Annotated in this window: 23 protein-coding genes; 15 read left to right on the forward strand and 8 right to left on the reverse strand. The window is 61.3% G+C overall.

What is annotated here, in order from left to right; all coding sequences use genetic code 11:
• Positions 1-164 precede the first annotated feature (164 nt).
• From Q0K02_RS05750 to hslV, 12 genes are all read left to right on the forward strand, one after another.
• Positions 165-647 (forward strand): cytochrome c3 family protein, encoded by a 483-nt coding sequence (locus Q0K02_RS05750; protein WP_294485927.1) that lies wholly within the window; start codon positions 165-167, stop codon positions 645-647.
• Positions 648-814: 167 nt separating this feature from the next.
• Positions 815-1,603 carry a hypothetical protein gene (locus tag Q0K02_RS05755; protein ID WP_294485930.1) on the forward strand — a complete coding sequence of 263 codons (789 nt, stop codon included), beginning with the start codon at positions 815-817 and terminating at the stop codon, positions 1,601-1,603.
• 104 nt (positions 1,604-1,707) lie between these two features.
• Complete coding sequence (locus Q0K02_RS05760; RefSeq protein WP_294485932.1) at positions 1,708-2,214, forward strand: hypothetical protein; 507 nt, start codon at positions 1,708-1,710, stop codon at positions 2,212-2,214.
• A gap of 88 nt (positions 2,215-2,302) precedes the next feature.
• Positions 2,303-2,611, forward strand: a complete 309-nt coding sequence (locus Q0K02_RS05765; RefSeq protein WP_294485935.1) for a YggT family protein — start codon at positions 2,303-2,305, stop codon at positions 2,609-2,611.
• A 61-nt stretch (positions 2,612-2,672) separates the two neighbouring features.
• Positions 2,673-2,894, forward strand: a complete 222-nt coding sequence (locus tag Q0K02_RS05770) for a DUF465 domain-containing protein (RefSeq protein ID WP_294485938.1) — start codon at positions 2,673-2,675, stop codon at positions 2,892-2,894.
• A gap of 199 nt (positions 2,895-3,093) precedes the next feature.
• Positions 3,094-4,365: a diaminopimelate decarboxylase gene (gene lysA, locus Q0K02_RS05775; protein WP_294485941.1), complete on the forward strand. Its 1,272-nt coding sequence runs from the start codon at positions 3,094-3,096 to the stop codon at positions 4,363-4,365.
• Positions 4,366-5,126: 761 nt separating this feature from the next.
• Positions 5,127-6,452, forward strand: coding sequence for an MATE family efflux transporter (locus tag Q0K02_RS05780; protein ID WP_294485942.1), 1,326 nt, complete (start codon positions 5,127-5,129; stop codon positions 6,450-6,452).
• The gene (locus Q0K02_RS05785) at positions 6,449-7,351 is read left to right on the forward strand and encodes a phosphatidylglycerol lysyltransferase domain-containing protein (protein ID WP_294485945.1); all 903 of its coding nucleotides are present in this window, start codon (positions 6,449-6,451) and stop codon (positions 7,349-7,351) included. The genes Q0K02_RS05780 and Q0K02_RS05785 overlap by 4 nt, the downstream gene beginning before the upstream one ends.
• Before the next feature lie 82 nt (positions 7,352-7,433).
• On the forward strand, positions 7,434-8,819 hold the full coding sequence (gltX, locus tag Q0K02_RS05790; protein WP_294486119.1) for a glutamate--tRNA ligase: 1,386 nt from the start codon (positions 7,434-7,436) through the stop codon (positions 8,817-8,819).
• Positions 8,820-9,373: 554 nt separating this feature from the next.
• Positions 9,374-10,831, forward strand: a complete 1,458-nt coding sequence (gene cysS, locus Q0K02_RS05795) for a cysteine--tRNA ligase (RefSeq protein ID WP_294485947.1) — start codon at positions 9,374-9,376, stop codon at positions 10,829-10,831.
• A gap of 26 nt (positions 10,832-10,857) precedes the next feature.
• Complete coding sequence (locus tag Q0K02_RS05800) at positions 10,858-12,273, forward strand: M48 family metallopeptidase (protein ID WP_294485950.1); 1,416 nt, start codon at positions 10,858-10,860, stop codon at positions 12,271-12,273.
• A gap of 14 nt (positions 12,274-12,287) precedes the next feature.
• Positions 12,288-12,827 carry an ATP-dependent protease subunit HslV gene (gene hslV, locus Q0K02_RS05805; protein WP_294485953.1) on the forward strand — a complete coding sequence of 180 codons (540 nt, stop codon included), beginning with the start codon at positions 12,288-12,290 and terminating at the stop codon, positions 12,825-12,827.
• Positions 12,828-13,182: 355 nt separating this feature from the next.
• Here the strand turns inward: hslV and Q0K02_RS05810 are convergent, their stop codons facing one another.
• The 7 genes from Q0K02_RS05810 to Q0K02_RS05840 form a co-directional block, all read right to left on the reverse strand.
• The gene (locus tag Q0K02_RS05810) at positions 13,183-13,869 is read right to left on the reverse strand and encodes an HAD hydrolase-like protein (RefSeq protein ID WP_294485956.1); all 687 of its coding nucleotides are present in this window, start codon (positions 13,867-13,869) and stop codon (positions 13,183-13,185) included.
• A 373-nt stretch (positions 13,870-14,242) separates the two neighbouring features.
• Entirely contained in the window at positions 14,243-14,659 is a 417-nt protein-coding gene (locus tag Q0K02_RS05815) for a zinc ribbon domain-containing protein (RefSeq protein ID WP_294485959.1), read from the reverse strand.
• Positions 14,660-14,948: 289 nt separating this feature from the next.
• Positions 14,949-15,785: a hypothetical protein gene (locus tag Q0K02_RS05820; RefSeq protein ID WP_294485961.1), complete on the reverse strand. Its 837-nt coding sequence runs from the start codon at positions 15,783-15,785 to the stop codon at positions 14,949-14,951.
• A gap of 295 nt (positions 15,786-16,080) precedes the next feature.
• A complete protein-coding gene (locus Q0K02_RS05825; protein WP_294485963.1) occupies positions 16,081-16,419 on the reverse strand; it encodes an IscA/HesB family protein in 339 nt (112 codons plus the stop codon).
• 72 nt (positions 16,420-16,491) lie between these two features.
• A complete protein-coding gene (locus Q0K02_RS05830) occupies positions 16,492-16,809 on the reverse strand; it encodes an IscA/HesB family protein (protein WP_294485966.1) in 318 nt (105 codons plus the stop codon).
• 133 nt (positions 16,810-16,942) lie between these two features.
• Positions 16,943-18,133, reverse strand: a complete 1,191-nt coding sequence (metC, locus tag Q0K02_RS05835; protein WP_294485968.1) for a cystathionine beta-lyase — start codon at positions 18,131-18,133, stop codon at positions 16,943-16,945.
• A 1-nt stretch (position 18,134) separates the two neighbouring features.
• Positions 18,135-18,614, reverse strand: a complete 480-nt coding sequence (locus Q0K02_RS05840; protein WP_294485971.1) for an EF-hand domain-containing protein — start codon at positions 18,612-18,614, stop codon at positions 18,135-18,137.
• Positions 18,615-18,872: 258 nt separating this feature from the next.
• Here Q0K02_RS05840 and Q0K02_RS05845 point away from each other — a divergent pair, with 258 nt between their 5' ends.
• The 3 genes from Q0K02_RS05845 (at position 18,873) to tig (ending at position 22,043) form a co-directional block, all read left to right on the forward strand.
• Complete coding sequence (locus Q0K02_RS05845) at positions 18,873-19,316, forward strand: GNAT family N-acetyltransferase (RefSeq protein ID WP_294485974.1); 444 nt, start codon at positions 18,873-18,875, stop codon at positions 19,314-19,316.
• Positions 19,317-19,409: 93 nt separating this feature from the next.
• On the forward strand, positions 19,410-20,690 hold the full coding sequence (locus Q0K02_RS05850; protein WP_294485977.1) for a trigger factor: 1,281 nt from the start codon (positions 19,410-19,412) through the stop codon (positions 20,688-20,690).
• Positions 20,691-20,708: 18 nt separating this feature from the next.
• Entirely contained in the window at positions 20,709-22,043 is a 1,335-nt protein-coding gene (gene tig / locus Q0K02_RS05855) for a trigger factor (RefSeq protein ID WP_294485978.1), read from the forward strand.
• Between the two features lie 100 nt (positions 22,044-22,143).
• On the opposite strand, the gene Q0K02_RS05860 is transcribed toward tig, so the two are convergent.
• Positions 22,144-23,124, reverse strand: coding sequence for a lytic murein transglycosylase (locus tag Q0K02_RS05860; RefSeq protein WP_294485981.1), 981 nt, complete (start codon positions 23,122-23,124; stop codon positions 22,144-22,146).
• Positions 23,125-23,363 lie beyond the last annotated feature (239 nt).

Raw genomic sequence — 23,363 nt, forward strand, 5'->3', positions numbered from 1 at the left:
CGCCGGGCGGAACCGAAAGATAATCATTGGTTGTCGCCGGAAAGAGAGCCGTTGTTTGAGCGGCTTCTCTTGACATTATTTCTGTTTTGGCAGTAACGTAATTCTGCTTATGCCTCTGCAGCGTGAGCTTTGGTTTCGTGTAAAGACCAGGAGGAGGTCACCCTATGAAAAAGCTGCTGACGTTCGGCTCCGCCGCTCTGATAGTCGCCGCTTTGGCTCTGCCGGCCGGCGCCGCGCAGTTCGCACATATCCCTGCCGGGCCCATTAAGATGGATCTGACCGAGAAGCCCGTTTATTTCGATCACAATATCCATACTACCCAGGACTGCACGGCCTGCCATACCAGCATGCCCGCCCACTTCCCCCCGCTGGCTGTCGATACGGAACAGCAGTGCGCCGTCTGCCATCACAAGGTTGCCGGTACGACTCCCAAGTTCAAGTGCGGCACTGCCGGTTGCCACAATCCTGAAGACAAGCAGGCGGAACGCAGCTACTTCAAGATCGTGCATGACCGCGAAATTTACGGCAAGGGCCATGTGGCCGACTCCTGCCTCGGCTGCCACACGCAGGTTGTGAAGACCCGTCCTGAAAAGAAGGAAGCGCTTACCGCCTGCGCCGGCTCCGCCTGCCATCCCAAGCAGAAGTAGTTTTCTTTCCCGGTTTTGCCCCGCCTTGCAGGGGCGGGGCAAGCCGTGGTCAGTCTTGTCTGGCCTTGTATTGCCCCCGGAAGGGGGCTTTTTTTGGCCTTGCGGAAGTCCCGCCTTTAGTTGTATATCTGTGACCCGCATTTTTCAGTTACCGCCAAGAGGGGAACATGGAAGAAGAAAAGTTTTCTCCTGAACAGTCTGAAGAGGTCATTGAACTTTTGGATATCGTGGGAGATTCCGCCCCGGAGAACAACGCGGAGCAGGCGGGGGAAGGCGTTTTCGCCGCCGACGCACGCAGGAGCGGAGACGCTGAAGCCGGTTCGGCGGACGCTGAGAAGAATCCGGAAGACGACGAGATCGTGCTTCTCGATGAGGACGACGTCGTTTCGGAAAACAAAGACGCGGCGGAAGCGGATTCGGAGCATGCGGAGCAGAGCGCGCAGGCGGAGATGTCGGCGGATCTGCCGGAATCGGAAGATGAGGCGCAACCGGCCATTTCCGACGCTGACAACGCCGAAGCGCAGGCCGAAGCCGAAGTGCAGGGCGGCCGCGTCGAGAGCCCTGCGGCCGCGGAAGAAGACTCTCGTGCCGAGATTCAGCGCCTGGAAGAAAGAATTGCGGCCCTGGAAAAAGCCAATGCGGAGCTCGGCGAAAATCTGGAATCCCTGAGCCAGCAGATCGCTCATGTGGGTTCCATGTTTCTGGAAGACGCGTCGGTGCGGCTCAACATGGAAGAAATGGTCAGCCGCATGCTGGACGCCCGTCTGCCTTCCCCGGCGGAGCAGGAAGAGGACGGAGCCGAAGGAAACGACGTTGAGGCGCGCCTTGAGGCGCTTGAGAAGCGCGTGCAGGACTGGGAGGCGCAGAGCGAGCATCAGGCCGCCGTGGCCGCAGCCCGCGTCATACGAGAGGAAATAGCCGCCATGCGTGCGGACTCTGCGGGCTCGGCCCGGTAGAGAATATTTCGACCGCCATGCGGTCGCGGGTCTTCGGACCCTCAGAATACTATGTTGGGTGCGGGTCTGCCCGCACTGAAAATCCATTTGGAGTTTTTCGTTTCATGAGTTCCTTTGTCACAGGTCAGATTATCGAGGCGCGCTGCTCGCGCTGCAAGGATATTACTGGCCACGTCGTCATGGCATGCCTCGACGGCATGCCGGTCAAGGTGGAATGCCGCGCCTGCGGCAGTGTGCATAAGTATGTCGCGCCGGAAGCCCAGGCCCGTCCGAAGGTGGAAAAGACCGTGCGCGTGAAGGCCGGACACAACCGGGCGGAAGCCGTGGACGCCACCGTGCGCGCGGAAAAGCGCGCCGCCGCGCCGCGTCCCAGCCGCGAACAGCAGCAGCTTGCCCGCCGCGCCGAAGAAAATGAACACCGCTGGACCAGCCTGGTGGCCGGAAGAGCGGCCACGCCCGTGCCCTACAGCATGAACGGCACCTTCGCCGTGAACACGCTGGTGGATCATCCCGTGTTCGGCACGGGGGCCGTGGTCGAGCTGCTTCCCCCTGACAAGATGGACGTCATGTTCAAGGAAGGCGTGAAGCGTCTGCGCTGCGTCTGCGAATGAAATTTGTGACCGGAAAATTCATTTTTTTGCTTGCATCCGGAAGCCAATCAGGCAACACTCTGAATACAGGACTTTCCATGGAGGCGCCATGTTTGTCTTTGCGAATCTTGTGACGACTGTTGCCGGGCTTCTGAGCCTGGTCATCAATCTTTATATTTTCGTCATTATCGTGGCGGCTTTTCTCTCGTGGGTGAAGCCCGATCCGTATAATGCGATAGTCCGCACGCTGAGGGCGCTGACGGAGCCGGTATTCTACCGCATCCGCAAGACGTTCCCCTTCGTGATGATCAGCGGGATAGACCTTTCGCCGATTGTGGCGCTGGTCGCCCTGCAACTGCTGAACGGCGTGGTCGTGCAGTCCCTGCTCCAGCTCGGACAGCGTCTGGCCGGCGTATGAATTAAGAGGAGGCCGGTCTGCCGGCTTATTCCTGCCACCCCAACACAATGGAGTCTGTGCCATGGAAGAACGTGATCTCAAGATTGTGGAACAGTACGGCGATACTGATCCTGAACTGAAGGCTCTCTGGGAAGAACATATGCTGTATGAAAAGCAGCTCGCCAAGTTTGAAGGCAAGAGCTACCTTACTCCCAGCGAGCAGCAGGAAGTGAAGACCCTCAAGAAGCAGAAGCTGGACGGCAAGACCCGCCTGGACGCTGCTCTCGACAAATATAGGAAGTAACATCGCGTTCCCTGTCGTGTCGTCGGCAGGGTCGTTTCATTTTGGAGCCGGGGAAAGGGCGACTTTTCCCCGGCGCGCGACGGTCGCGCGTATCTGCGCGGCGGCCGTTTTTTTGTGTTTCAGGCCAGGGTCATGGTTTGCCGTTCCATGCCGCGGCCGGATTTCCGGATATTCTCCTTACACAGGTACAAAAGAGAAAATGGCAAACGTACGATCCACCTATACGGACAGTGTTAATTTTTATGGGCAGGAAGACCCCCGTGAACTGGTCTCCCGCTTCGGTTCCCCCCTGTATGTTTACAACGAAAACATACTGCGCGAGCGCTGCCGCGATCTTCTCGGCCTTTCCTCGCTCCCGGGCTTTCGCGTGAACTATTCCGCCAAGGCTAACACCAATCCTGCGCTTCTTCGCATCATTCGTTCCGAGGGCTGCGTGGTGGACGCCATGAGTCCCGGCGAGCTGCACATCAACGCGCTTGCCGGCTTCACGCCCGAGGAAATCACCTATGTGTGCAACAACGTGAGCGCCGAGGAACTCAAGAATGCCGCCGATCACGGCTGCGTGGTGAGCGTGGATTCCCTCGCTCAGCTGGAACTTTTCGGCGAAGTCTGCCCCGGCGGACGCGTGATGGTGCGCTTCAATCCCGGCATCGGCGCGGGTCACAGCGAAAAGGTGGTGACCGGCGGCAAGAAAACCAAGTTCGGTGTTGATCCCGACATGCTGCCTCAGGTGCAGGACATCGTGGCCCGTCACGAACTTCGTCTCGTGGGCGTGAATCAGCACATCGGTTCCCTGTTCATGGAGGCCGATCCCTACATCGACGCCATGAAGATTCTGCTTTCCATGGCGGAAAAGCTGCTCAAGCTCGGCTATCCTCTGGAAATCATCGACTTCGGCGGCGGCCTCGGCATGCCCTACCACAAGTATGAAGGGCAGAGCCGCATGGACATGAAGGCGCTTTCCGAAGCCATTCACGGCTGCCTCTCGGCATGGGCCGAGTCCACGGGCTATCAGGGCCGCTTCTTCATCGAACCCGGCCGTTACGTGGTGGCCGAATGCGGCGTGGTGCTCGGCACCGTTCACGCCACCAAGAACAACGGCCCGCATCTTTTTGCCGGCACCGACATCGGCTTCACCGTGCTCGCGCGTCCCATGCTGTACGACGCCTTCCACGATGTGGAAATCTATCGTGAAAACGGTGCGCCCGACACGGAAAACGTGGAGCAGACCATTGTGGGCAACATCTGCGAATCCGGCGACATTCTCGCCAAGGATCGTCAGCTGCCGCTCATCAGGCAGGGCGACGTCATCGCCATGCTCGACGCCGGCGCCTACGGCTGGGTCATGGCTTCCACCTACAATCAGCGCATGCGTCCGGCGGAAGTGCTCATCGGCGCGGACGGCAAGGCCCGTCTCATCCGCCGCCGGGAAACGCTGGAGGATCTGACCTCTACACTGGTGCTGGACTAAGCTGCTTTGCGTCCGGCAGTTCTCTGCCGGACTGTCGGCCGGGAACGAATGTTTCTCCTCCACGGGAGAAGTCGTTCCCGGCTTTTTTGTCCGCACGGGTTCGGGAAAAGGGCTGCGCCTTTTCGCAGCGGTGCAACGCTCGTCGGGCGCTGCGGCGGCGATCCGACAGGAGCGCCCGGGACGGATGCCGGTTTGCGCGAAGGCCGCGTGGAGGCTCGCGGGTCGTCGCTGTTCATGAACGTGGTTCATCATGAATCATGAGCCTGGAGCAGCGTCCCTCATGCGAGCGGCACAGCGCGTCACGACGTGAGAATGCGCAGAGGCAGACGTCGGGCCTTGGTCGGCGTGGTGCTTTCTCTGCCGCATCTGGTCGGGGCCCCCGGAGTGTGCGCAGCATCGGGCCCGGAGTGTGCGCCGGGCGGGGCTCCGGGGCCTGCGGGGCCGCGCCTGTTGAAGGCGGAGGCCGTCCGGCATCCTTTTCTTCGAGCGCGCCGCAGGGAAAACGGGGGGATGCGCCGTCTTCTGCTCAGAGTCTCCCGCATCGGTTGCCCGGCATGCATTATTCCGCAGGAAGCGAAAAGCGCAGGCCTGTCTTTCTTCAACACCTCTGCCGCAGCGGGCAATCGCCCTCTTGTCAGCAGAAAAAATTCCGTTATCTTCTGTCCATGTCCGCATTGTTCCGTTTTTGTTCCGCCGTCCGATCCGGCGAGTGGCTGCGCGATGTGCCGTTCCGCACTATCTGGGGACTTGTCTGGCCTCAGATGATGATGCTTCTTTGCAGCATCATCGTGAACCTTACCGACATCTGGGCCGCCGGACGCATCTCTTCCGACGTGCAGGCCGCCGTGGGACTGGCCTTTCAGATTCAGGTCTTTCTCATGGTGTTCGGCTGGGCGCTCGGCGCGGGAGGCATGGCCGCGGTCAGTCAGTCCATGGGCGCGGGCCACTGGCGGCGGGCGCAGAATTATGTGGGGCTGGTGCTGTGCAGCTGCGTGGCGGTCGCCGTGCTGCTCGCTCTTCTGACCGGCGCGTTTCGCGGCACGGTGCTCGCGCTCCTGCAGACGCCCGACTCTCTCAGGCCCGCGACGGAGTACATGGTGGGCGTCATGCTGGCCGGGCTTCCTTCCTTCTACGTCATGCAGGTGGGCGGAACGCTGTTTCGCGCGGCAAGGCAGGTCATTGCGCCGCTTATCGTGGCTGCGGCCACCTGCCTGCTCAACGTGTTCGGCGATCTGTGCTTCGGCCTCGGATGGCTGGGCTTTCCGGCCTTCGGCATGGCGGGCATAGCGTGGGCCACCTTCAGCGCCAATACGCTGGCGGCCGTGCTCACCCTGATTTTTCTGAAAAAGGGCGGACTCATCGTGCATCATGCGCTGCCGCCCCTGCGCTGGCTCAGGCTCGGCGCTCCGTATCTTTTTCGGGTGGCCGTTCCGGCCTGCGGCAACAGTCTGCTCTGGCACATGGGCTATCTTGTCATGTACGGCATCACGGCTTCGCTGCCCGACGGCGTGGAGGCCCTCGCCGGTCTCACCGCAGGCAACCGCATCGAGTCGCTGCTGTACATGCCCGCCAACGCCTTCATGGTCACGGCGTCCATTCTCGTGGGCAACGCCCTCGGCGCGGGCGACAGGCAGGGGGCAAAGCACATCGGCATCGTGCTGTTTTTGATCTCCGGCATCTCCATGAGCTCCGTGGCGGCCTGCATGTGGCCCTTCATTCCCGATCTTGCGGCGTTTTTTTCGTCCGAGGCCGCCGTGCGCACGCAGATTATCAACTATCTGTTCTTCAACGTGCTGGTGGTTCCCTTCACGGTGTCGGGCATGGTGCTGCACGGCGTCATGAACGGCGCGGGGGCCACGGTGTATCCGCTGGTGGTCAACACCGCCGGCATCTGGCTCATCCGTCTGCCTTTCGGATGGGGCCTGTCCCACATCGTGTTTCATGACGCCTACGGGGTGTACATGGCCATGTTTTTGTCCATGTCCATCCAGACCTCGGTCATGGTGTGGGTGTTTTTCTGCAAGGACTGGGCGCGTTTTTCCATGAACGCGCATTTTTCCCAATCCAAACATAAGGAGAAGGCATGAACCTTCCTTCCGGTTTTGTTCCGGTAACGCTTGATCTGTACGACGACTATCGTCGTTATTTTGACCTGACGCCGCAGCCTACGGCCGATCTGACCTTTACCAATCTCTGGGGCTGGGCGGAATATTTCGGGCTGGGACTCTCCTTCCGCGACGGGCTCTGCTGGATCTGTCAGACCAGGCCCGATTTTCGCTACTGGGCCCCTGTGGGCGACTGGCAGGCCGCCGACTGGGCCGCGCAGCCGGAAATTCGCGCCGGCGTGGAACTTTTCCGCGTGCCGGAACAGCTTGTCGGCGTGCTGAGCGACAGGCTCGGAGCCCGGACGAGGGCCGTGGAGGATCGCGGTCAGTGGGAATACCTCTACAATCGCGACGAACTGGCGGAACTGCCCGGGGCGAAGTTCCACAAGAAGAAGACGCACGTCAACGGCTATCGCCGCCGCTACGGCGAGGACTATCGCGCGCTCGGCGACGCTTCCAATCCCGACGGCATCGAACACGTGCTGCGTCTGCAGGAAGAGTGGTGCAGGTGGCGCGACTGTGAAAACAGTCCTTCGCTTCAGGCCGAGAACGACGCCATTTTCCGCGTGGTGGGCAACTGGAACCGTCTGCCGGGGCTTGTCGGCGGAGCGCTCTACGTGGAAGACAGGATAGGCGCGTTTGCCGTGGGCGAGAAGGTGGGCGACATGATGGTCGTTCACTTTGAAAAGGTGCAGGCGGAGCTCAAGGGCGTCTATCAGGCCATCAATCAGGCCTTCGCGAGCCGTTCCGCGCAGGGCGTTTCCCTCATAAACCGGGAGCAGGATATGGACGAGCCCGGTCTGCGTCAGGCGAAGGAAACCTATAACCCCGTGGGCTTTTTGAAGAAAAGTCGGCTTGTCATAGCTGCGGATGCGGAGTAGTATCAACTGCGCCAACGGAAGCGGCGATGATTGCTGTTTTTTGGCTTCCTTTTACATAACCTTCTGATCTTTTCGGATGAGCATCATGAAAGTCGTTACGAGATTTGCTCCCAGCCCCACCGGTCATCTGCATATCGGCGGCGGCCGGACCGCCATTTTCTGCTGGCTGCTTGCCCGCCATTACGGCGGCGAGTTCCGCCTGCGCATTGAGGATACCGACGCGACGCGTTCCAAACAGGAATATACCGATTCCATTCTTGCCTCCATGAAGTGGCTCGGCCTGGATTGGGACGGCGATCTCACCTATCAGAGCAAGCGTCTTGACATTTACAACGCCTACATAGACAAGCTGCTCGAAACCGGTCACGCCTACTGGTGCGACTGCACGCCCGAAGAAGTGGAAGCCATGCGCGAAGTGGCCCGTGCCAGAGGCGAAAAGCCCCGCTACAACGGCAAGTGCCGCGACCGCGGCCTGACCGCCGGACCCGGCCGGGTGGTGCGCCTGCGCGTGCCGGACGAAGGCCGCATCGTGTTCAACGACATGGTGAAGGGCACCATTTCCGTGGACGTTTCCGAACTCGACGACATGGTGCTGCGCCGCACCGACGGCATGCCCACCTACAACCTCGCCGTGGTGGTGGACGACCACGACATGGGCGTGACGCACGTGCTGCGCGGCGACGACCACGTTTCCAACACGCCCAAGCAGATTCTTCTGTACAACGCGCTCGGCTTCGAGGTTCCCACCTTCGGCCACGTGCCCATGATCTGCGGCCCCGACCATCAGAAGCTGTCCAAGCGTCACGGCGCCCGCGCGGTCATCGAATACGAGCAGGACGGTCTGCTGCCTCAGGCGCTGGTGAACTATCTGGTGCGCCTCGGCTGGTCCCACGGCGATCAGGAAATCTTCTCCCTCAAGGAACTTGTGGAACTGTTCGACGGCAACAACCTGAACAGCTCTCCCGCGGCCTTTGATCCGGAAAAGCTGAAGTGGCTCAACGCGCACTACATGCGCAACACGCCGCTTCCCCAGCTGGCCGCCATGGTGCGTCCGTTCCTTGAAAAGCTGGGCTACGACGAGCCCGTGGAGAAGATTGAAGCGCTTCTGCCCATGTACATCGAGCGCGCTTCCGATCTCGCGGCGCTGGCCCAGGCCCTGACCATCTACTTCAAGCCGGCCGAAGAGCTGGTGATCGAAGACAAGGCCATGAAGGCCCTGAACGAAGACGGCAAGCATCAGCTCACCGTGCTGCACGACATGATTGCCGCCATGCCCGAATTCAACGGCGAGGCGCTGGACAAGCTGCTCCATGAATACGTGGAAAAGGGCGGCCTCAAGTTCAAGCAGGTAGGCCCGCCCCTGCGCTCCGCGCTCACCGGCCTGGCCGGCGGCCCGTCCGTGCATGACGTCATGGCGGCCCTCGGCAGGGAAGAAAGCCTGAAGCGCATCGAACGCGCGGCAAAGTAATCCGTACGGATGGAAGTGCTTCGGCATTTCCATCCGTTTTTTGCCTTTCCCGGCGCGGTGCGGGTATTTTGGGAAAAATGCGGGGTTGCCGAAAAGGGCTCGCTCCTTTGGGGCCGCGCAGAAGCGAGAGCTTCCGGCGTCTTCCATTCTCTGCCCGAGGGAAACGCCGGAGAGCCTTTCGAGGCTTTGGCCGGACGCTCCTGCTTCTGGGGCGAATGTTTATGCCTTGGCGAAAGCTCAGGTCTTGAGCGGATGTCCGGCATGTTCCGGGAATATATTGCCGGGCAGAACACCCGCCGTTTCTGCGGCGCAGGCCCCGGCGGTTCCGGCAGACGGAAGCGGTTGCGCCGATCCCGGAAGCGCGTTTGCACCGCCCGGAAGAAAAAAAGATTCATTTTCGTTCATCCCGCTCCGTCCGCGCTCTGGACGGGACCGGATGAAGATTTATTTAATACAGGTACGGCTTTTGCTCCGCGAGTCGGAGCGCGTCGCCGACAGCGCCCGGGCGCAGATTTCGGGCGCGTCAACCACAGTCCGCAACACGGGAGAAACCCATGCAGTTGTATAATTCCATGACTCGCCGCAAGGAGAACTTCGAGCCCCGCCAGGCCGGCAGGGTGGGCATGTATGCCTGCGGCATTACGGCCTATGATCTCAGCCATATCGGCCATGCCCGTTCCGCGGTGGTGTTCGATGTGCTGAATCGCTATCTGCGCTATCTCGGCTACGACGTGACCTTCGTGCGCAACTTTACCGACGTGGACGACAAAATCATTGCCCGCGCCAACCGCGAAGGCAAGACCAGCGCGGAAATTGCCGAAACCTACATTGCCGCCTTCCATGAGGACATGGATCGCCTCAACGTGCGCCGCGCCGACATTGAACCGCGCGCCACCGAATACATCGGCGAGATGCAGAATCTGATTCAGAAGCTCATCGATGGCGGCCATGCCTACGCCGTGCCCTCGGGCGACGTGTATTTCCGCGTGCGTTCCTTCCCCGGATACGGCAAGCTTTCCGGCAGGGACGTGGACGAACTGCGCTCCGGGGCCCGCATCGCCATCGGCGAGGAGAAGGAGGATCCGCTGGACTTCGCGCTCTGGAAGGCCGCCAAGCCCGGCGAACCGTTCTGGGAAAGCCCGTGGGGCAAGGGACGTCCCGGCTGGCATCTGGAATGCTCCGCCATGAGCGAAAAAACGCTGGATCTGCCGCTCGACATTCACGGCGGCGGTCAGGATCTTATTTTCCCGCATCATGAAAACGAAATTGCGCAGAGCGAAGCTTCCACGGGCAAGGAACTTGCGCGTTTCTGGGTTCACAACGGCTTTGTGCAGATCAATTCCGAAAAGATGTCGAAATCGTTGAACAACTTCAAGACGATTCGCGATATTCTGGAACATCGCCAGCCCGAGACGCTGCGCTTTTTCCTGCTGGGCAAGCATTATCGCAGCCCCATCGACTTCAGCTTCGAGGGGCTGGACGACGCCGAGCGCGCGCTCAAGCGCGTGTATGAATGCCTGCGCGACGCCCGCGCCTGGATGCAGCGCGAATCGTGGAAGAAGGGCGAGACTCCCGCTTCCGTGCAGGATGAGTTCGACATGCTGAAGAAGGGCTTTTTCGACGCCATGGACGACGATCTGAACACGGCCGGAGCTCTCGGCCATGTGTTCGGCATGATTCGTCTGATGAACCGCATTCTCGAAGACAAGGGCCTGCGCAACAAGGAAGGCATACGGGATCTTCTGGGCAGCTTCATTGAGCTTGCCGGCGTGTGGTCCGATGTGCTCGGCGTGTTCGGCGCAGAGCCGACGGCGTTTCTGGAGGAGCTGCGCAATACCCGCGCGGAGCGCCTCGGCATTGACGTGAACAAGGTTGTGGAACTGATGGCGGAACGCGCCGAAGCCCGCGCCGCCAAGGATTTTGCCAGATCCGACGCCACCCGCGACGCGCTTGCGGCCATGGGCGTCGAAGTGCGCGATACGCCCTCGGGCGCGGTGTGGGATATCGCCTGACAGGCCGGAAGGCCGGGAAAACAGGAATGCGACTACGTTCCGTGATGGCCGCAGTTTGCATGGTCGGCGTTCTGTTTGCGCCGATGCGGGCGGATGCGGCGCTTTTTGGAGACTTCACGCTTCAGGATGAGATGAAGATGGGCCGGGAATTCGAGGTGCTGGTCAAATCGACCATGCCCATCATTGAAGACCCGGTGGTGCATGACTACGTGCAGAGCGTTGTTGACCGCATAGTCAAAACGCTGCCTCCGCAGCCGTACAAGTTTCCGACCAATGTCGTGCTGCACAATTCGCTGAACGCCTTTGCCGCTCCCGGCGGTTTTGTGTTCGTGTTTTCGGGGCTCATCATGCACCTGAGGCACGAATCCGAACTTGCCGGGGTGCTTTCCCACGAAATAGCCCACGTCACGCAGCGCCACATTGCTGGACGCATGGAGCGGGGAAGGGTGATTTCCCTGACCTCGCTTCTCGGCGTGGTGGCGGGCGTGGCGGCCGGTCTTGCCGGCGGCGGAAGCGCGGGCGGCGCGGCCATGATGGGAAGCATGGCTGCGGGCGGTGCGGCCATGCTGAACTACAGCCGCTTGGACGAAGACGATGCCGACCGTTTCGGCATCAAGTATCTGGTGGACGCCGGATACAATCCGAAGGGGCTCGGCGGAGCCTTTGAAGTGCTGAAGTCGCAGGACTGGGGCGGCGGTTCCGCGGTGCCCACGTATCTTTCCACGCATCCCGATCTGAATCTGCGTCTTGCCAGACTGCGGGCCGATTTGCAGAGCATGCCCGCCTCTCTCAAGAACCGCAGGGAAGACGACGCCAGGTTCCGCCGCGTGCAGGCGCTGCTCTGGGCCCGGCACGGCGACGCGGCCCATGCGGAGCAGATTTTTGCCAAGGGCGGGGACAAGGATCCCGTCAGCCTGATGGGCAAGGGCATGCTTGCGGCAAGGCAGAACCGCGTGAAGGATGCGGAAGGCTTTTTCAACGCGGCGCTTGCGCTTGCGCCGAACGACGCGCTCATTCTGCGCGAAGCCGGCATTTTTGAGTACACCAAGGGCGGGGACATAAGCCGCGCCCGGAAATATCTGGAAAAGGCGCTTCGGCTGTATCCCGGCGATTTCTACGGGCTTTTTTTCTATGCCCGGATTCTCGACGACAGCGGCGACAGAGCGGGAGCGCAGCAGCGTTACCGCGACGTGCTGCGTCACGTGCCGGAGGACAGCGAAGTGCATACCTATTACGGTCGTTCTCTCGGCGCGGTCGGCAAGCTGAGCGAGGGATATCTGCATCTGGCGTATGCTTCGCTTTACGGCAACGATCAGCGCAAGGCCGACAACTGGCTGGAAAAGGCCAAATCGACGGCCCGCACGCCGGAAGAAAAGAAGGCCGTCAAGGATTATGAGAGCAAGGCCGCGGAACGCGCCAAAATCATGAAAGAAGCCCGATAGGGCAGGAGATTGCGATGGAACTGAGAGGAACGACCATTCTGGCTGTACGTAATGAGCACGGCGTGGCCATCGGAGGCGACGGACAGGTGACCATGGGGCAGAGCATGGTCATGAAGCACACGGCCAGAAAGGTGCGTCGTCTGTACCGCGGACAGGTGGTGGCGGGCTTTGCCGGAGCCACGGCCGACGCGTTCACGCTGTTCGAGCGTTTTGAAGCCAAGCTGGAGGAATCGGGCGGCAATCTTCTGCGCGCCGCCGTGGAAATGGCCAAGGACTGGCGTCAGGACAAGTTTCTCCGCAAGCTGGAAGCGCTGCTTCTGGTGGCCGACGCCGACAGAACGCTTATTCTCACCGGCACGGGCGACGTCATCGAGCCCGATGACGGCGTTGCGGCCATCGGCTCCGGCGGTCCGTACGCGCTTTCCGCGGCGCGTGCGCTGTTGCGTCACACGTCCATGACGCCTGCGGAAATCGTGAAGGAATCCATGGCCATCGCGGCGGACATCTGCGTGTTCACCAATACGCACCTGACCATGGAAACCATTGAAAAATAATCGACGATTTGTTTGAACAGGACGGGCGGCGGCATGGTTGTGCCGTCGCCTTCGTCGTTTAAACGCCGAAGATTGTCCGGCGGCAAGAGGCGAAACAGGGGGGGGCGGTACGCGCGGGCCGTGGCGCTGAAACTCGCGCTCGCTGGTGGAACCGAAAGGGCGGAGGCGTCCGGCGAGGGATGAGGCTGAGCCGGGAGGCGGGAAAGCGGCGTGCGGAGCCTGCGGCGTTTTGGCAGGGAAGGCCCAAAAGGCGCGCAGGGCGGAGCGTACGCGACGCGGGAACAGGGGGGCGCATGGCGAATGTGTGCGGTCAAAAAAAAAGCCCCGTTTCCGAGGCTTTCAGCATGACGGTCATTCAGACCGATTTTTTTGCAAGCAGACGGGCAAGTTCGTCCACGTCCTTTGCCAGCCAGCGGGCTCCGGCTTCGGTCAGTTCCTCTGCCGTGCCGAATCCGTAGAGCACGCCGAGCGCAGGAATGCCGTGGGCTGCCGCGCCCAGAACGTCGAATTTTCTGTCGCCGATCATCAGGCAGTGTTCAACATCGGTCATGCCTAGCTTTTTCATGGCGTAGGCGATGACCAGCTTTTTTTCCACGCGGGTTTCCGCCACGTCGCCGCCGGCAATGAAGGTGAAGGCGTCGGCCATGCCGAAGCGCTCCAGAATGCGCACGGCAAAGACTTCCGGCTTGGAGGTGGCCAGCACGAGCCTGCGTCCTTCGTCGCGCCAGAGGTGCAGCAGACGGCTGACGCCGGGATAGGGAATGTTTTCGTACATGCCCTTGTCGGCGTAGTATTCCTGAAAATAAGCGATGGCCTTATCCGCGCCTCTTCGATCAAAGCCGTAGAAGCGCATGAAGGAGTCGTAGAGCGGCGGCCCGATGAAGGGGTAGAGCTTTTTCGGATCGTCTTCGTGAATGCCGAAGCGCTCCAGAGCGTACATGACGCCGCGGGTGATGCCTTCCGAGGGATCGGTGAGTGTGCCGTCGAGGTCGAGGAAAAGGCAGGTTGCGTCGCCGGGGGAATGAAGAGTAGCAGTGTTCATGGCAGGGCTGATAGCAGAAGCGCGGCGGAAAGAAAAGCCGTTGACCGGCCCCGGGTGCGGCGGAGGACGATCGTTGCGGCCGGAGCTGAGGAAGGGGAAGAGGCCTGGCGGCAGGTGAAACTGACGGCGATCGGAGGCCGTGGCGTTTCTGAGGAAGGCGAGCGGGCGCAGAGAAAAAGGGATGGGAGTCGTTGTTGAAGCGCAAAAAGGGCAGCCACGAGACGACACCCCGAAGGATGAGACGAAAGCGCTCTTTGCCGCACGGAGAAGTCTGACGCCTCGGGAAAAAGAGCTCGGAATGACGGGGTGTTCCGTGATGTGGAGAAGGCGCGTGGCCGAAGATGCCGCGGAATGGACGGCCGGACGTCGGCAGCTAGGACGCCAGCCAGGCCACCAGCGACCAGCAGCAGAACCAGGAGACGATCTGCAGAATAAGCGGATTGATGGAGCGTCCCATCATGGCCAGCTGGATGTTGACGGCAAACGTGATGACCCGGGCGATGCCGGCAAAGACCAGAAAGCCTATGCAGGCCAGCAGGCCGAATTTCAGGCCCATGGCAAAGGCCAGCGCCAGCGTGATGATGCCCATCTGGCAGGAGGGCAGAAGCTGGCTGCCGTTGGACTGCATGAACACCACGCGCTGATGAAAGCCGCCGTGCGGCTGTTCGCTGCGGGCATCGTCCACGATCTCGGCATCCACGATTTCACGGGTGCGGATGATGGGCTGGCCGCAGTTGGGGCAGGATTTGCTGTCGTCGGGAATGTTGGCGTGGCAGTTGGGGCAGTTCATGAAAAGAACCCTCGTCTGGATGAAGTGTTGAACACCATGCTGTTAACTCTAATCATCCTGCGAGCGTTGGCAAGGGAAAAGAGCCGGGGCAACTGTTACAAAGTGTTGAACGGCGCGGGAATCGAGGGGGGGGAGGTTCTTCGGCTGCCTTCGGCGGACGACGGTATTGCAGTGGCCGTGATGTTTGGGAGGATTGTCTGTGAAGGGGCGGGGGAAAGTCTGGGCATGAAAAAAGGAGAACGCCCTGCGGGAGGGAATTCTCCTTGTCGCCTTCTGCAAAAAGCGTTGTTCAAAGAATGCCGGTGAGGTCGGTTTCGCCGCGGGCGGTCATGCGCACCGGGCCGCCCACCCAGACGTCCCATCCGCCGGGGCGGTGTTCCAGACGCACGGAAAGCGTGCAGCCGGAAGGCTGAACGATGCGGCAGCGCAGCGTGCCGTGCAGGGCGTGAAACGCGATGGCCGAGGCCAGCGTGCCGGAGCCGCAGGCGCTTTCACGGCAGAGCGAGCCTGTGGCGCGCACCCAGACCACCGGAAAAAGCTCGGCTTCCTGCTCTTCAAAGAGATTCTGTTCGCATTTGAGCCAGAGATGGCCCACGGCGTCTTCGTCGGCCACATGGCATATCTTGCGCTGATGCTCGCAGAATGCCGGGAGCTCTTCGGGAGAAGGCATGGCCCCTGTCTGGATGATGTGGGCGATGCCGGGCACGCGGATGAGCGTTGCGTCGTCCATCCGTTCGGGCTCGGGGAGCGACGGCAGGTGCAGACAGGCTTCGGCAAAGGGAAGAGCGTGTTCCGGGAACGAGACGCGCACGGACACTTCGTCCGGCACGCCGGATACTTCCACGTTGCCGAACATGCCGTCTTCGTCGTGGGCAAGAAGGCCTTTTTCCGCAAGAAGCACGGCAAAGGAGCGCGTGGCGTTGAGGCAGAATTCTCCGCCCATCATATCCAGTCTCGGCGTTCCTTCAAAGCGCACGTAGCCCACCTGTTCCGCGCCGAGATGCTGTACGTCCATGACGGCATTGGCCACCGCGGCCCGTTTTTCAGGCGGAACGTCTTCGGCCCGCAGAAGAATGGTGGGATTGCCGCCCGGGGTGATTTTCCAGAACGCATGCATGGTGTCCATCCTTGTTTTCCGCTGAAGGGAAAAGGCTCAGGGCATCGGTTTGCCTGAAGCCGTTTCCGAGCGTCTTTGTTGCGCTTCTGTCGGCACGCGCTGTCGGAAAAGCGCCGTCTTCGGAATCGTGTTTGAAAAAAGGCCGCCATGCACAACGCGCACGGCGGCCTGAATGTTCACCCGGGAAGAGTATCGGCAAAGTTTCGAGCGTTGTTTTCACGCTCGGTTCCGGTCGATGGTTCCGCTCCCTGATCGTTTCATGAAACGATCTGTTCCGGCGTTTTTCCCGGGACGTTGCTGGGGATTAGTGGTGGCAGCCGCCGCCACAGGTGCCGGTACCGCAGCTGGAGCAGCCGCAGCCTCCGCCCATGTTGGGCAGGGGAATCTCGGGCGTGACGAGGAAGCCCATGGGACTGGCGTCGATTTTGGCTCCGCCAATCGTGGCCCACAGTTCCTTCGTGGCACAGAAGGTGTAGCCGTCCTGCTCGGTGACGAAATCCTGTTCGTTGGGCTCGTCGAGAGCCAGGCCGATGCGGGGACCGCTGCATCCGCCGGGGGCGAGATACAGACGAATGGCAGATTTTTCCTTGTCGGCGAAGAAGGCGTCAAGTTCGGTGCGGGCGCTTTCGGTGAGAGTAAACACTGGGATGCTCCGTTGGGTAAGGGTGGTTTATATGGGGAGCCATGCTCCCCGAAACCTCGAAGCGGACGGTGATCAGTGACTGCCGCAGGAGCTGCCGCAGGATCCGCAGCTGCTCCCGCCCTGAAGCGGAATTTCAGGTTCGACGATGAAGCCCATGTAGCTTACGTCGATTTTTACGCCGCCGATGCGTTCAAGCAGCGAGTTTTCCAGACAGAACGTGAATCCGTTGACTTCAAAGGCCTTGTCGTTGTCGGTAGGCTCATCCAGAGCCAGGGCGAGACGGGGGCCGCTTCAGCCGCCGGGGGCCAGGTAAACGCGGATGCCGGCCTTGGGCTTGTCGGCGAAGAACGCCTCAAGTTCCTGACGGGCACCATCGGAAAGATTGATCATAGAACTCTCCAGAAAAGTGGTTTTGGGTAAAAATAGGAACGGTTCTTGACTTTGTCAATGGACGAAAAACGCATTTCCGCGATTTTGTTCCGCACTCGGCGGCGCAGAACAATCCTCTGTCTGCACGGACGCGTCAGGCAAGCGCGGCGCGCAGGCGGGCAAAGCCTTCGTCCAGGTCGGCCTTCAGATCTTCCACGTCTTCCAGGCCTACGGCGTAGCGCACAAGCGTGCAGTTGTCCTCGTTCCACACGGGGGCGATGCGGTTGAGCGCCGTGCGCTGGGGATGGCAGTGTTCCACCAGGCTGTCATAGCCGCCCCAGCTTGCGCCTATGCTGAACATCCTGTACCCGTCGAGCATGGCGGCCACGGCCTTGCGGTCCATTTTCGGCAGCGCCACGGAAAAGAGCGAGCCGCCGCCCGTGAAGTCGCGGGCCCACAGCGCGTGTCCGGGATCGTCTTCCAGCGGCGGATAGAGCACCTGCAGAACTTCCGGGCGTTTTTGCAGCCAGCGGGCCAGTTCCAGCGCCTGCGCAAACTGGGTTTCCATGCGCACCTTCATGGTGCGCAGACCGCGCAGGGCCATGTAGCAGTCGTCGGGGGAGGCAATTTCGCCCATCTGCACGCAGAAGGCGCGCATGCGGCGGTACAGTTCTTCCGTGCGGGCCGTGATGACGCCCATCACCAGATCGGAATGTCCGGCAATGAACTTGGTGGCCGCCTCCACGCAGATGTCCACCCCGATGCTGAGCGGCTTGAAATAGAGCGGCCCGGCCCAGGTGTTGTCCATGATGACCACCGCGCCGTGCGCGTGCGCCGCTTCCACGATGGCGGGAATGTCCTGCATTTCAAAGGTGAGCGAGCCCGGCGACTCCGTATAGACGACGCGGGTGTTCGCCTTGATGAGCACGTCGATGCCAGAGCCTGCGCGCGGATCGTAAAACGTGGTTTCCACGCCGTAGCGGCGCAGGATGGTGTCGCAGAACATGCGCTGCGGTCCATAGACGCTGTCGGGCATGAGCACGTGATCGCCCGCGCCCACGAAGGCAAGAAGCGACTGCGTGCAGGCGGCAAGTCCGGAACTCGTCACCATGGAGCCTGCGCCCTGTTCCAGCCTGTTGACGGCGTCGCACAGAGCAAAGGCGTTTTCCGTGCCCAGCGCGCCGTAGCAGACGTTGCGGAACTTGGCGTCGCCGGCTTCGTTGGCGTCGAATTCCTCCAGCGTGGGCGACACGATGGTGGAAGCCCGGTGTACCGGCATGTTCACGGGGCCGCCCACGCGAAGGGGCGCGCGCCCGGCATGCACGAGTATGGTGGAGTCCTTCATGTTACTTGGCCTCGGCGGGAGGAGTGATGAGCGGCATGGCCTTGCCTGCGGCGGGGGCATGCGCGGCTCCGGCGTCCTTCTGCGCCGGAGGCATGACGAGGGGCATGCCGGTTCCCGTGGAGGGCATGGAGGCGCGGTCTCCGGCGCCGCGCATGCCTTCCATCATTTTGCTCATGTCGGGCATGGAAGCGGATCCGCCGTGACCGGCGGAAAAGGCCTGCCATTCTTCAAGGCTGATGCCGCCGTTGCGATCCGCGTCGATGATGTCGAAGGCGTTGCGGCTGAGATTGGGGCGGGCGGCGGAAAGTTCTTCCCAGGTCAGTTTCCCGTCGTGATCGGCGTCCATCTGGCGGAAGCGCTCCGCAGGATCGGAAGCGCGGGCGGCCGCGCCGTCTCCGGCGCCGGGCATGGCGAAGGCGGGGGTGACGGCGCAGGAAAGAGCAAGCAGAAGGGCGGCGGCCCCGGAAGAGACAATATTCATAGGATACCTCTGCAAATCGTTGGTGGAGAGGCCGCAACAGGCGAAGCTGCCGGACGCGTGCGAAAGAAGGCGCCACTGGCTGGCGCGGAGCAGGCGTTCGGGGTGCCGGCGGACGCGTCGGAAACGTTCCGCCCGTTGCGGCGGCTTTTCGAGTGGCGACAGCATGACACGAGCGGAGGGCGAGCGCAAGTGCGTTTCGCGCGGGCGGCCGCCTTGCCATTCCTGCGGTTATGTTACAATATCGGCCCCGGAGGGCTTATGATACGTCCGTTTTGCGACGACGATACGGAAGACGTGGTGCGTCTTTGGCTGGAAGCTTCCATAGAGGCGCACGACTTTATTCCGCGCGCGTACTGGGAGGCTGCGGCCGAAGACATGCGCACGCTTTATCTTCCCATGAGCGACGAGATCGTGCTGCATGTCGATGACGCCACGGGCAGCATCGACGCCTTTCTGGCCTTTGCGGATACGTTTCTGGCCGCGCTTTTTGTTGCGCCGTCCGCGCAGGGAAAGGGGCTCGGCAGCCGCATGTTCCGCATTGCGTCCCGCATGCATCCGGGATTCACGCTCTGCGTGTACCGGGACAACGCAAGGGCCGTGTCCTTTTACCGCAGGCGCGGGCTTGTGACGCTTGAGGAGCGTGTGGAGGAGAAAACCGGATGCGTGGAGCTTGTCATGGGGCCCTCCGAACAGCAGGCGTGAAGCGCGTTTTCGCTTTTCGAGCTTCGGGCGGCGGAACGCTGGCCGCTTGGGGCCGACACAGGAACATCTCAGGAAATCATTCAGGTTTTTATTATGGAATATCAGTTGGAAGTTGAAGACGGCGGTCTGCGTCGCCTTTCGTTCACCTGCCCGGCCGGCGAAGTGCTGTCGGCGTGGAAGAAGGCGGCGCAGCCTTTTGCCGCGAGCTTCCGCATGGCCGGATTCAGACCCGGCAAGGCTCCGCTGGAAGTGGTGGAGAAGCGTTTTTATCAGCAGATAGCCGACGCGGCCACGGACGCGCTGGTCGAAGCGGCCGTGGACGACGCGCTGCGCCGTGAGGCGCTGGCGCCTGCGGCCGGTCTGGTGTACGAGGGCGGCAACGCCGTGCGCGGACGCGATTTTTGTTTCCGCATGGAATGCTGCGTGCTGGAGAACAGGGATGTGCCGGATCTTTCGTCCGTTCATATAAAGGAAGAGGAGCCCCAGGCCGATCCCGTGCAGGAATCGCTGTTTGTGCGGGAGATTCTCGGCCGCGCGGCGGAGAAGACGTCCGTGACGGAGGGACGTCCGCAGGACGGCGACGTCGTGGAAGTCGAGGTGACGGGAAAGATGGACGGCGAAACGGTGCCCGGCATGCATACGGGAACCTGCCGCATGCGTCTCATGCCGGCAAGGCCGGGAGAAAAGACGCCGGATCTCGATCCCATCGTGCGCGGACTGAGCATCGGGGAAACGGGTTCCGGTTCCACGCCGTGCCCGGACAATTATCCTGATCCGTCCATGCGCGGCAGGGCCATCGAGCTTGTCGTGACGCTGCGCGGCATTGAGCGGGAAACGCTGCCGCCGCTGACGGACGATGTCGCCCGGTCTCTGGGCTTTCGTGACGCCCGTGCGCTCACGGCGTCCGCCCATGCGCGGGCGCTGGAGATGGACAGGCTGCACAAATTTTCGGAAGGCAGACGCGCGCTTCAGGCCCGGCTGGAGAGCTGGGAGGGCTTCGATGCGCCGGAAGCGCTGGTGCATCAGTGCCGACGCGAAGCGATGCGGCGTTCCCGGCAGTATCTGCAGCGGAAGTTCGAGTCTTCGGAAAAGCTGAAGGAAACGCTGGAGGTCATGAAGGACGAGGCGGAGCGTCAGGCGCGCGGAAAGGCGCGGGCCCGGGCGCTGCTGCTTCTCTGGGCGGAGCGCGAAGGCGTGAAGATTGCCGGTGACGAATTTGAAAGAGTGCTTGCCGCGCGTGCGGCCAGGAAGAACATGGATACGGCCGGATACCGCCGCAGTCTTGTCCGTACCGGGGAACTGTTTGAGCTGCGCGCCGCCATGCTGGAGGAGCGCGCGTTGAACGAACTGATGAAAAAGGTGTTTCGTCCCTAGAGCCAGAAGGAGCTTTTCATGGAATACAACGTAGAGAAAACGTCTCCCACGTCGGTGAAACTTTCGGTGACCTGCAGCGCCGACGAGGTGAAAAAGGCCTTTGATCGCGCGGCGAAGGCCATAGGCAAGGGCATGAATCTTCCGGGCTTCCGCGTGGGCAAGATTCCGGTGAACGTGCTCAAGAGTCGTTTTGCCTCCCGCGTGGCCGCCGACGCCACGGAGATTCTGGCGGACGACACCATGATGGATATTCTTAAAAAGGAGGGCATTCGTCCGCTTTGTCCTTCGCAGTACCACGGCCAGCCGGCGAAGGACGGGGAAAGCTTTTCGTATTCCTCGTCGTTCGACATTCTGCCCGAGGTGGATCTGCCGGATCTTGAGAAGCTCTCCGTGGTGGTGCCCGATCCCGCGCCTTCGGAAGACGCGCTGAACGCCATGCTGGATCAGGCGCTGCGCCGCGTGGCCACGTATGTGGACATTACCGACCGCAAACCGCAGGATCATGACCTGTTGACCGTGGACGTGGTCGGCAGCGTGGACGGCAAGGCGCTGCCGGGCATGACGGCGAGCAATTTCCGCATGCAGCTTCTGCCCGTGCAGCCCGACGGCAAGGTGCCGGAGATGGATCCCATCGTTCGGGCCCTGAACGTGGGCGAGGAAGGGCACGGCGTGATGACGTGCCCGGAAAATTATCCTGATCCCGTGATGCGCGGACGCGAAGTGCAGCTCGACGTGGTGCTGCGGCGCATTCAGAAGGAAGTACTGCCTCCGCTCACCGACGAGACGGCGCAGAAGCTCGGCTTCAAGACCTTCGACGAGCTGAAGCACGAAGTGTGGCAGCAGACCTTTGCCGCGCACATGCGTCAGATTCAGCGCGAGGGCAAGCGTCAGCTCATGGAAGAGCAGCTGAACGGACGTGATTTCCCGCTGCCGGAAAGTCTGGTGATGCGCTTTTTCCGTGAGCATCAGCGCGACGTGGAACATTATCTGAGAAAGCAGCACGCCGACGACGAGACCATTCGGGAGACGCTTGCTCATCTGCACGAGGAATCTCTGGCCTTTGCGCGCAAGAAGGCCAAGGGACACACGTTCCTTCTGGCGCTCGCCGAGCGTGAAGGCATCCGCGTGACCGGCAAGGAAGCGGAAGAGGCCGTGCGCTCCATGACCAAGGGCACGGGGCAGAATTACGAAGATCTGCGCAAGACCATCTGGGAAGCCGGCGTCGTCACGGCCATGCAGGAGCGCATGATTGCCGATCGCGCGCTGGACAGGCTCTACGGCGCGGCCCGCAAGGTCATGGCCGAATCGCCGGTGCTCAAGCCGTTTTCCGAAGTCAGAAAGGAAAACGCCTGACGCGTTTGACTGACGAAACAAAAAAAGCTGTCGGAGAAGTTCCGGCAGCTTTTTTTGTGGATGCGTCCGGCGCGGAATCGCGGGGCGCTGTTTTGAAGCGTTAGTTCAGCTGACGTATGGTTTTGGCGAGCGCGAGAATGGTGTGGGCGTAGATGTCCATGGCGTTGTAGGAACGCAGCACTCTGGTCTGCTGCGCCACGCTCATGCCTTTTTTCCAGCCGTTTCTTTGCAGATAGTTGCTCAGGCTCGCCACGGCGTCTTCCGCGGTGAACAGATTGATCACGCCGTCGCCGTTGCCGTCCAGAGCGTAGCGGGAAATGTTGCTGGGCATGAACTGGCACAGACCTATGGCTCCGTAGATCGAGCCCTTGATCTTGAGAGGATCCAGATTGTTGGCGTAGCAGTAGGCGAGCAGGGCCTTGAGTTCACGGTAGGCCCAGTCCGCCTTGACTTCCATCTTCTCCCGTATCCACGGCAGATGCTGCCCGGAGCCCGGAAGCTTGGCCAGATATTCGGGAATCTCGGAAGGATCTCTGGTCACGGACATGCTGGCCAGCATGTAGAAGGCGTTGTGCTTGCCGAGGTAGCCGCCGAGGCGCGTTTCCACAAAGAGCAGAGCCGCCGCCACTTCCGAAGGCACGCCGGAATTGAGCTCGGCCCGGGCAAAGGCGACGGCGTGCTTGTCCATGAATTCCCGGCAGGCTCTGGCGTTGGCCGTGGTCACCACGCCCTTGAACCAGGGGCCGGGAATGCCGAGCTTGGTTTCAAAGGACTTGCGCGGCTTGGCCTTGGGCTTGGGAAAAAACTTGTTGGAGTAGAGCTCCTTGACCTTGACGCCCATGGGCACGGAGGACGGCGGCAGATCGAGTCTGGCGAAAAGCTCGGAGGTGCGGACTTTGTCCAGACCGTCGTGCTGAAGTCTGGCGGAGAGGCTCTGCCAGTTGTCGGGCTGGTGGTTGTTCATGGAAACGGCCGGACGCATGTCCGTCTGCACGACGGGGCGAGGCTGCCTGGTGGAACAGGCGGCAAGCGAGAGCGCCAGAATTCCGAGAAGAAGGAGAGAAAGTTTGGGTGAACGCATGAACATATCCTTGTTTGCCGGTATGATGACTTGCGTGTGACGGGAGGTCATTAAAGTCGGGCGGACCGGTCGTGTCAAGCCGGAAAAGAGGGGGAGCCGTGTTCGGAAAAAGGCAGGGAGCGGTGAGAAACGGGAGGCGGAGAATCGTGCAAAGCCGTTGCCGCAATCGGTCGGCTTCGGTCGTCCATCTTGTCGGAACGGAGGATTTGCGTTATAGAAAGGGCACTTTTCAGGCTTCC

It is taken from the genome of uncultured Mailhella sp. (assembly GCF_944324995.1).
GTDB lineage: Bacteria > Desulfobacterota > Desulfovibrionia > Desulfovibrionales > Desulfovibrionaceae > Mailhella.

What these genes read in the sequence shown, in the direction of transcription:
- Q0K02_RS05860 (WP_294485981.1), bottom strand. Translation starts at nt 23,124, where the DNA reads ATGCGTTCACCCAAACTTTCTCTCCTTCTTCTCGGAATTCTGGCGCTC.
- tig (WP_294485978.1), top strand. Translation starts at nt 20,709, where the DNA reads ATGGAATACAACGTAGAGAAAACGTCTCCCACGTCGGTGAAACTTTCG.
- Q0K02_RS05845 (WP_294485974.1), top strand. Translation starts at nt 18,873, where the DNA reads ATGATACGTCCGTTTTGCGACGACGATACGGAAGACGTGGTGCGTCTT.
- Q0K02_RS05755 (WP_294485930.1), top strand. Translation starts at nt 815, where the DNA reads ATGGAAGAAGAAAAGTTTTCTCCTGAACAGTCTGAAGAGGTCATTGAA.
- Q0K02_RS05770 (WP_294485938.1), top strand. Translation starts at nt 2,673, where the DNA reads ATGGAAGAACGTGATCTCAAGATTGTGGAACAGTACGGCGATACTGAT.
- Q0K02_RS05780 (WP_294485942.1), top strand. Translation starts at nt 5,127, where the DNA reads ATGATGATGCTTCTTTGCAGCATCATCGTGAACCTTACCGACATCTGG.
- Q0K02_RS05785 (WP_294485945.1), top strand. Translation starts at nt 6,449, where the DNA reads ATGAACCTTCCTTCCGGTTTTGTTCCGGTAACGCTTGATCTGTACGAC.
- cysS (WP_294485947.1), top strand. Translation starts at nt 9,374, where the DNA reads ATGCAGTTGTATAATTCCATGACTCGCCGCAAGGAGAACTTCGAGCCC.
- Q0K02_RS05760 (WP_294485932.1), top strand. Translation starts at nt 1,708, where the DNA reads ATGAGTTCCTTTGTCACAGGTCAGATTATCGAGGCGCGCTGCTCGCGC.
- Q0K02_RS05750 (WP_294485927.1), top strand. Translation starts at nt 165, where the DNA reads ATGAAAAAGCTGCTGACGTTCGGCTCCGCCGCTCTGATAGTCGCCGCT.
- lysA (WP_294485941.1), top strand. Translation starts at nt 3,094, where the DNA reads ATGGCAAACGTACGATCCACCTATACGGACAGTGTTAATTTTTATGGG.
- Q0K02_RS05765 (WP_294485935.1), top strand. Translation starts at nt 2,303, where the DNA reads ATGTTTGTCTTTGCGAATCTTGTGACGACTGTTGCCGGGCTTCTGAGC.
- Q0K02_RS05820 (WP_294485961.1), bottom strand. Translation starts at nt 15,785, where the DNA reads ATGGACACCATGCATGCGTTCTGGAAAATCACCCCGGGCGGCAATCCC.
- metC (WP_294485968.1), bottom strand. Translation starts at nt 18,133, where the DNA reads ATGAAGGACTCCACCATACTCGTGCATGCCGGGCGCGCGCCCCTTCGC.
- hslV (WP_294485953.1), top strand. Translation starts at nt 12,288, where the DNA reads ATGGAACTGAGAGGAACGACCATTCTGGCTGTACGTAATGAGCACGGC.
- Q0K02_RS05800 (WP_294485950.1), top strand. Translation starts at nt 10,858, where the DNA reads ATGCGACTACGTTCCGTGATGGCCGCAGTTTGCATGGTCGGCGTTCTG.
- Q0K02_RS05840 (WP_294485971.1), bottom strand. Translation starts at nt 18,614, where the DNA reads ATGAATATTGTCTCTTCCGGGGCCGCCGCCCTTCTGCTTGCTCTTTCC.
- Q0K02_RS05850 (WP_294485977.1), top strand. Translation starts at nt 19,410, where the DNA reads ATGGAATATCAGTTGGAAGTTGAAGACGGCGGTCTGCGTCGCCTTTCG.
- Q0K02_RS05815 (WP_294485959.1), bottom strand. Translation starts at nt 14,659, where the DNA reads ATGAACTGCCCCAACTGCCACGCCAACATTCCCGACGACAGCAAATCC.
- Q0K02_RS05810 (WP_294485956.1), bottom strand. Translation starts at nt 13,869, where the DNA reads ATGAACACTGCTACTCTTCATTCCCCCGGCGACGCAACCTGCCTTTTC.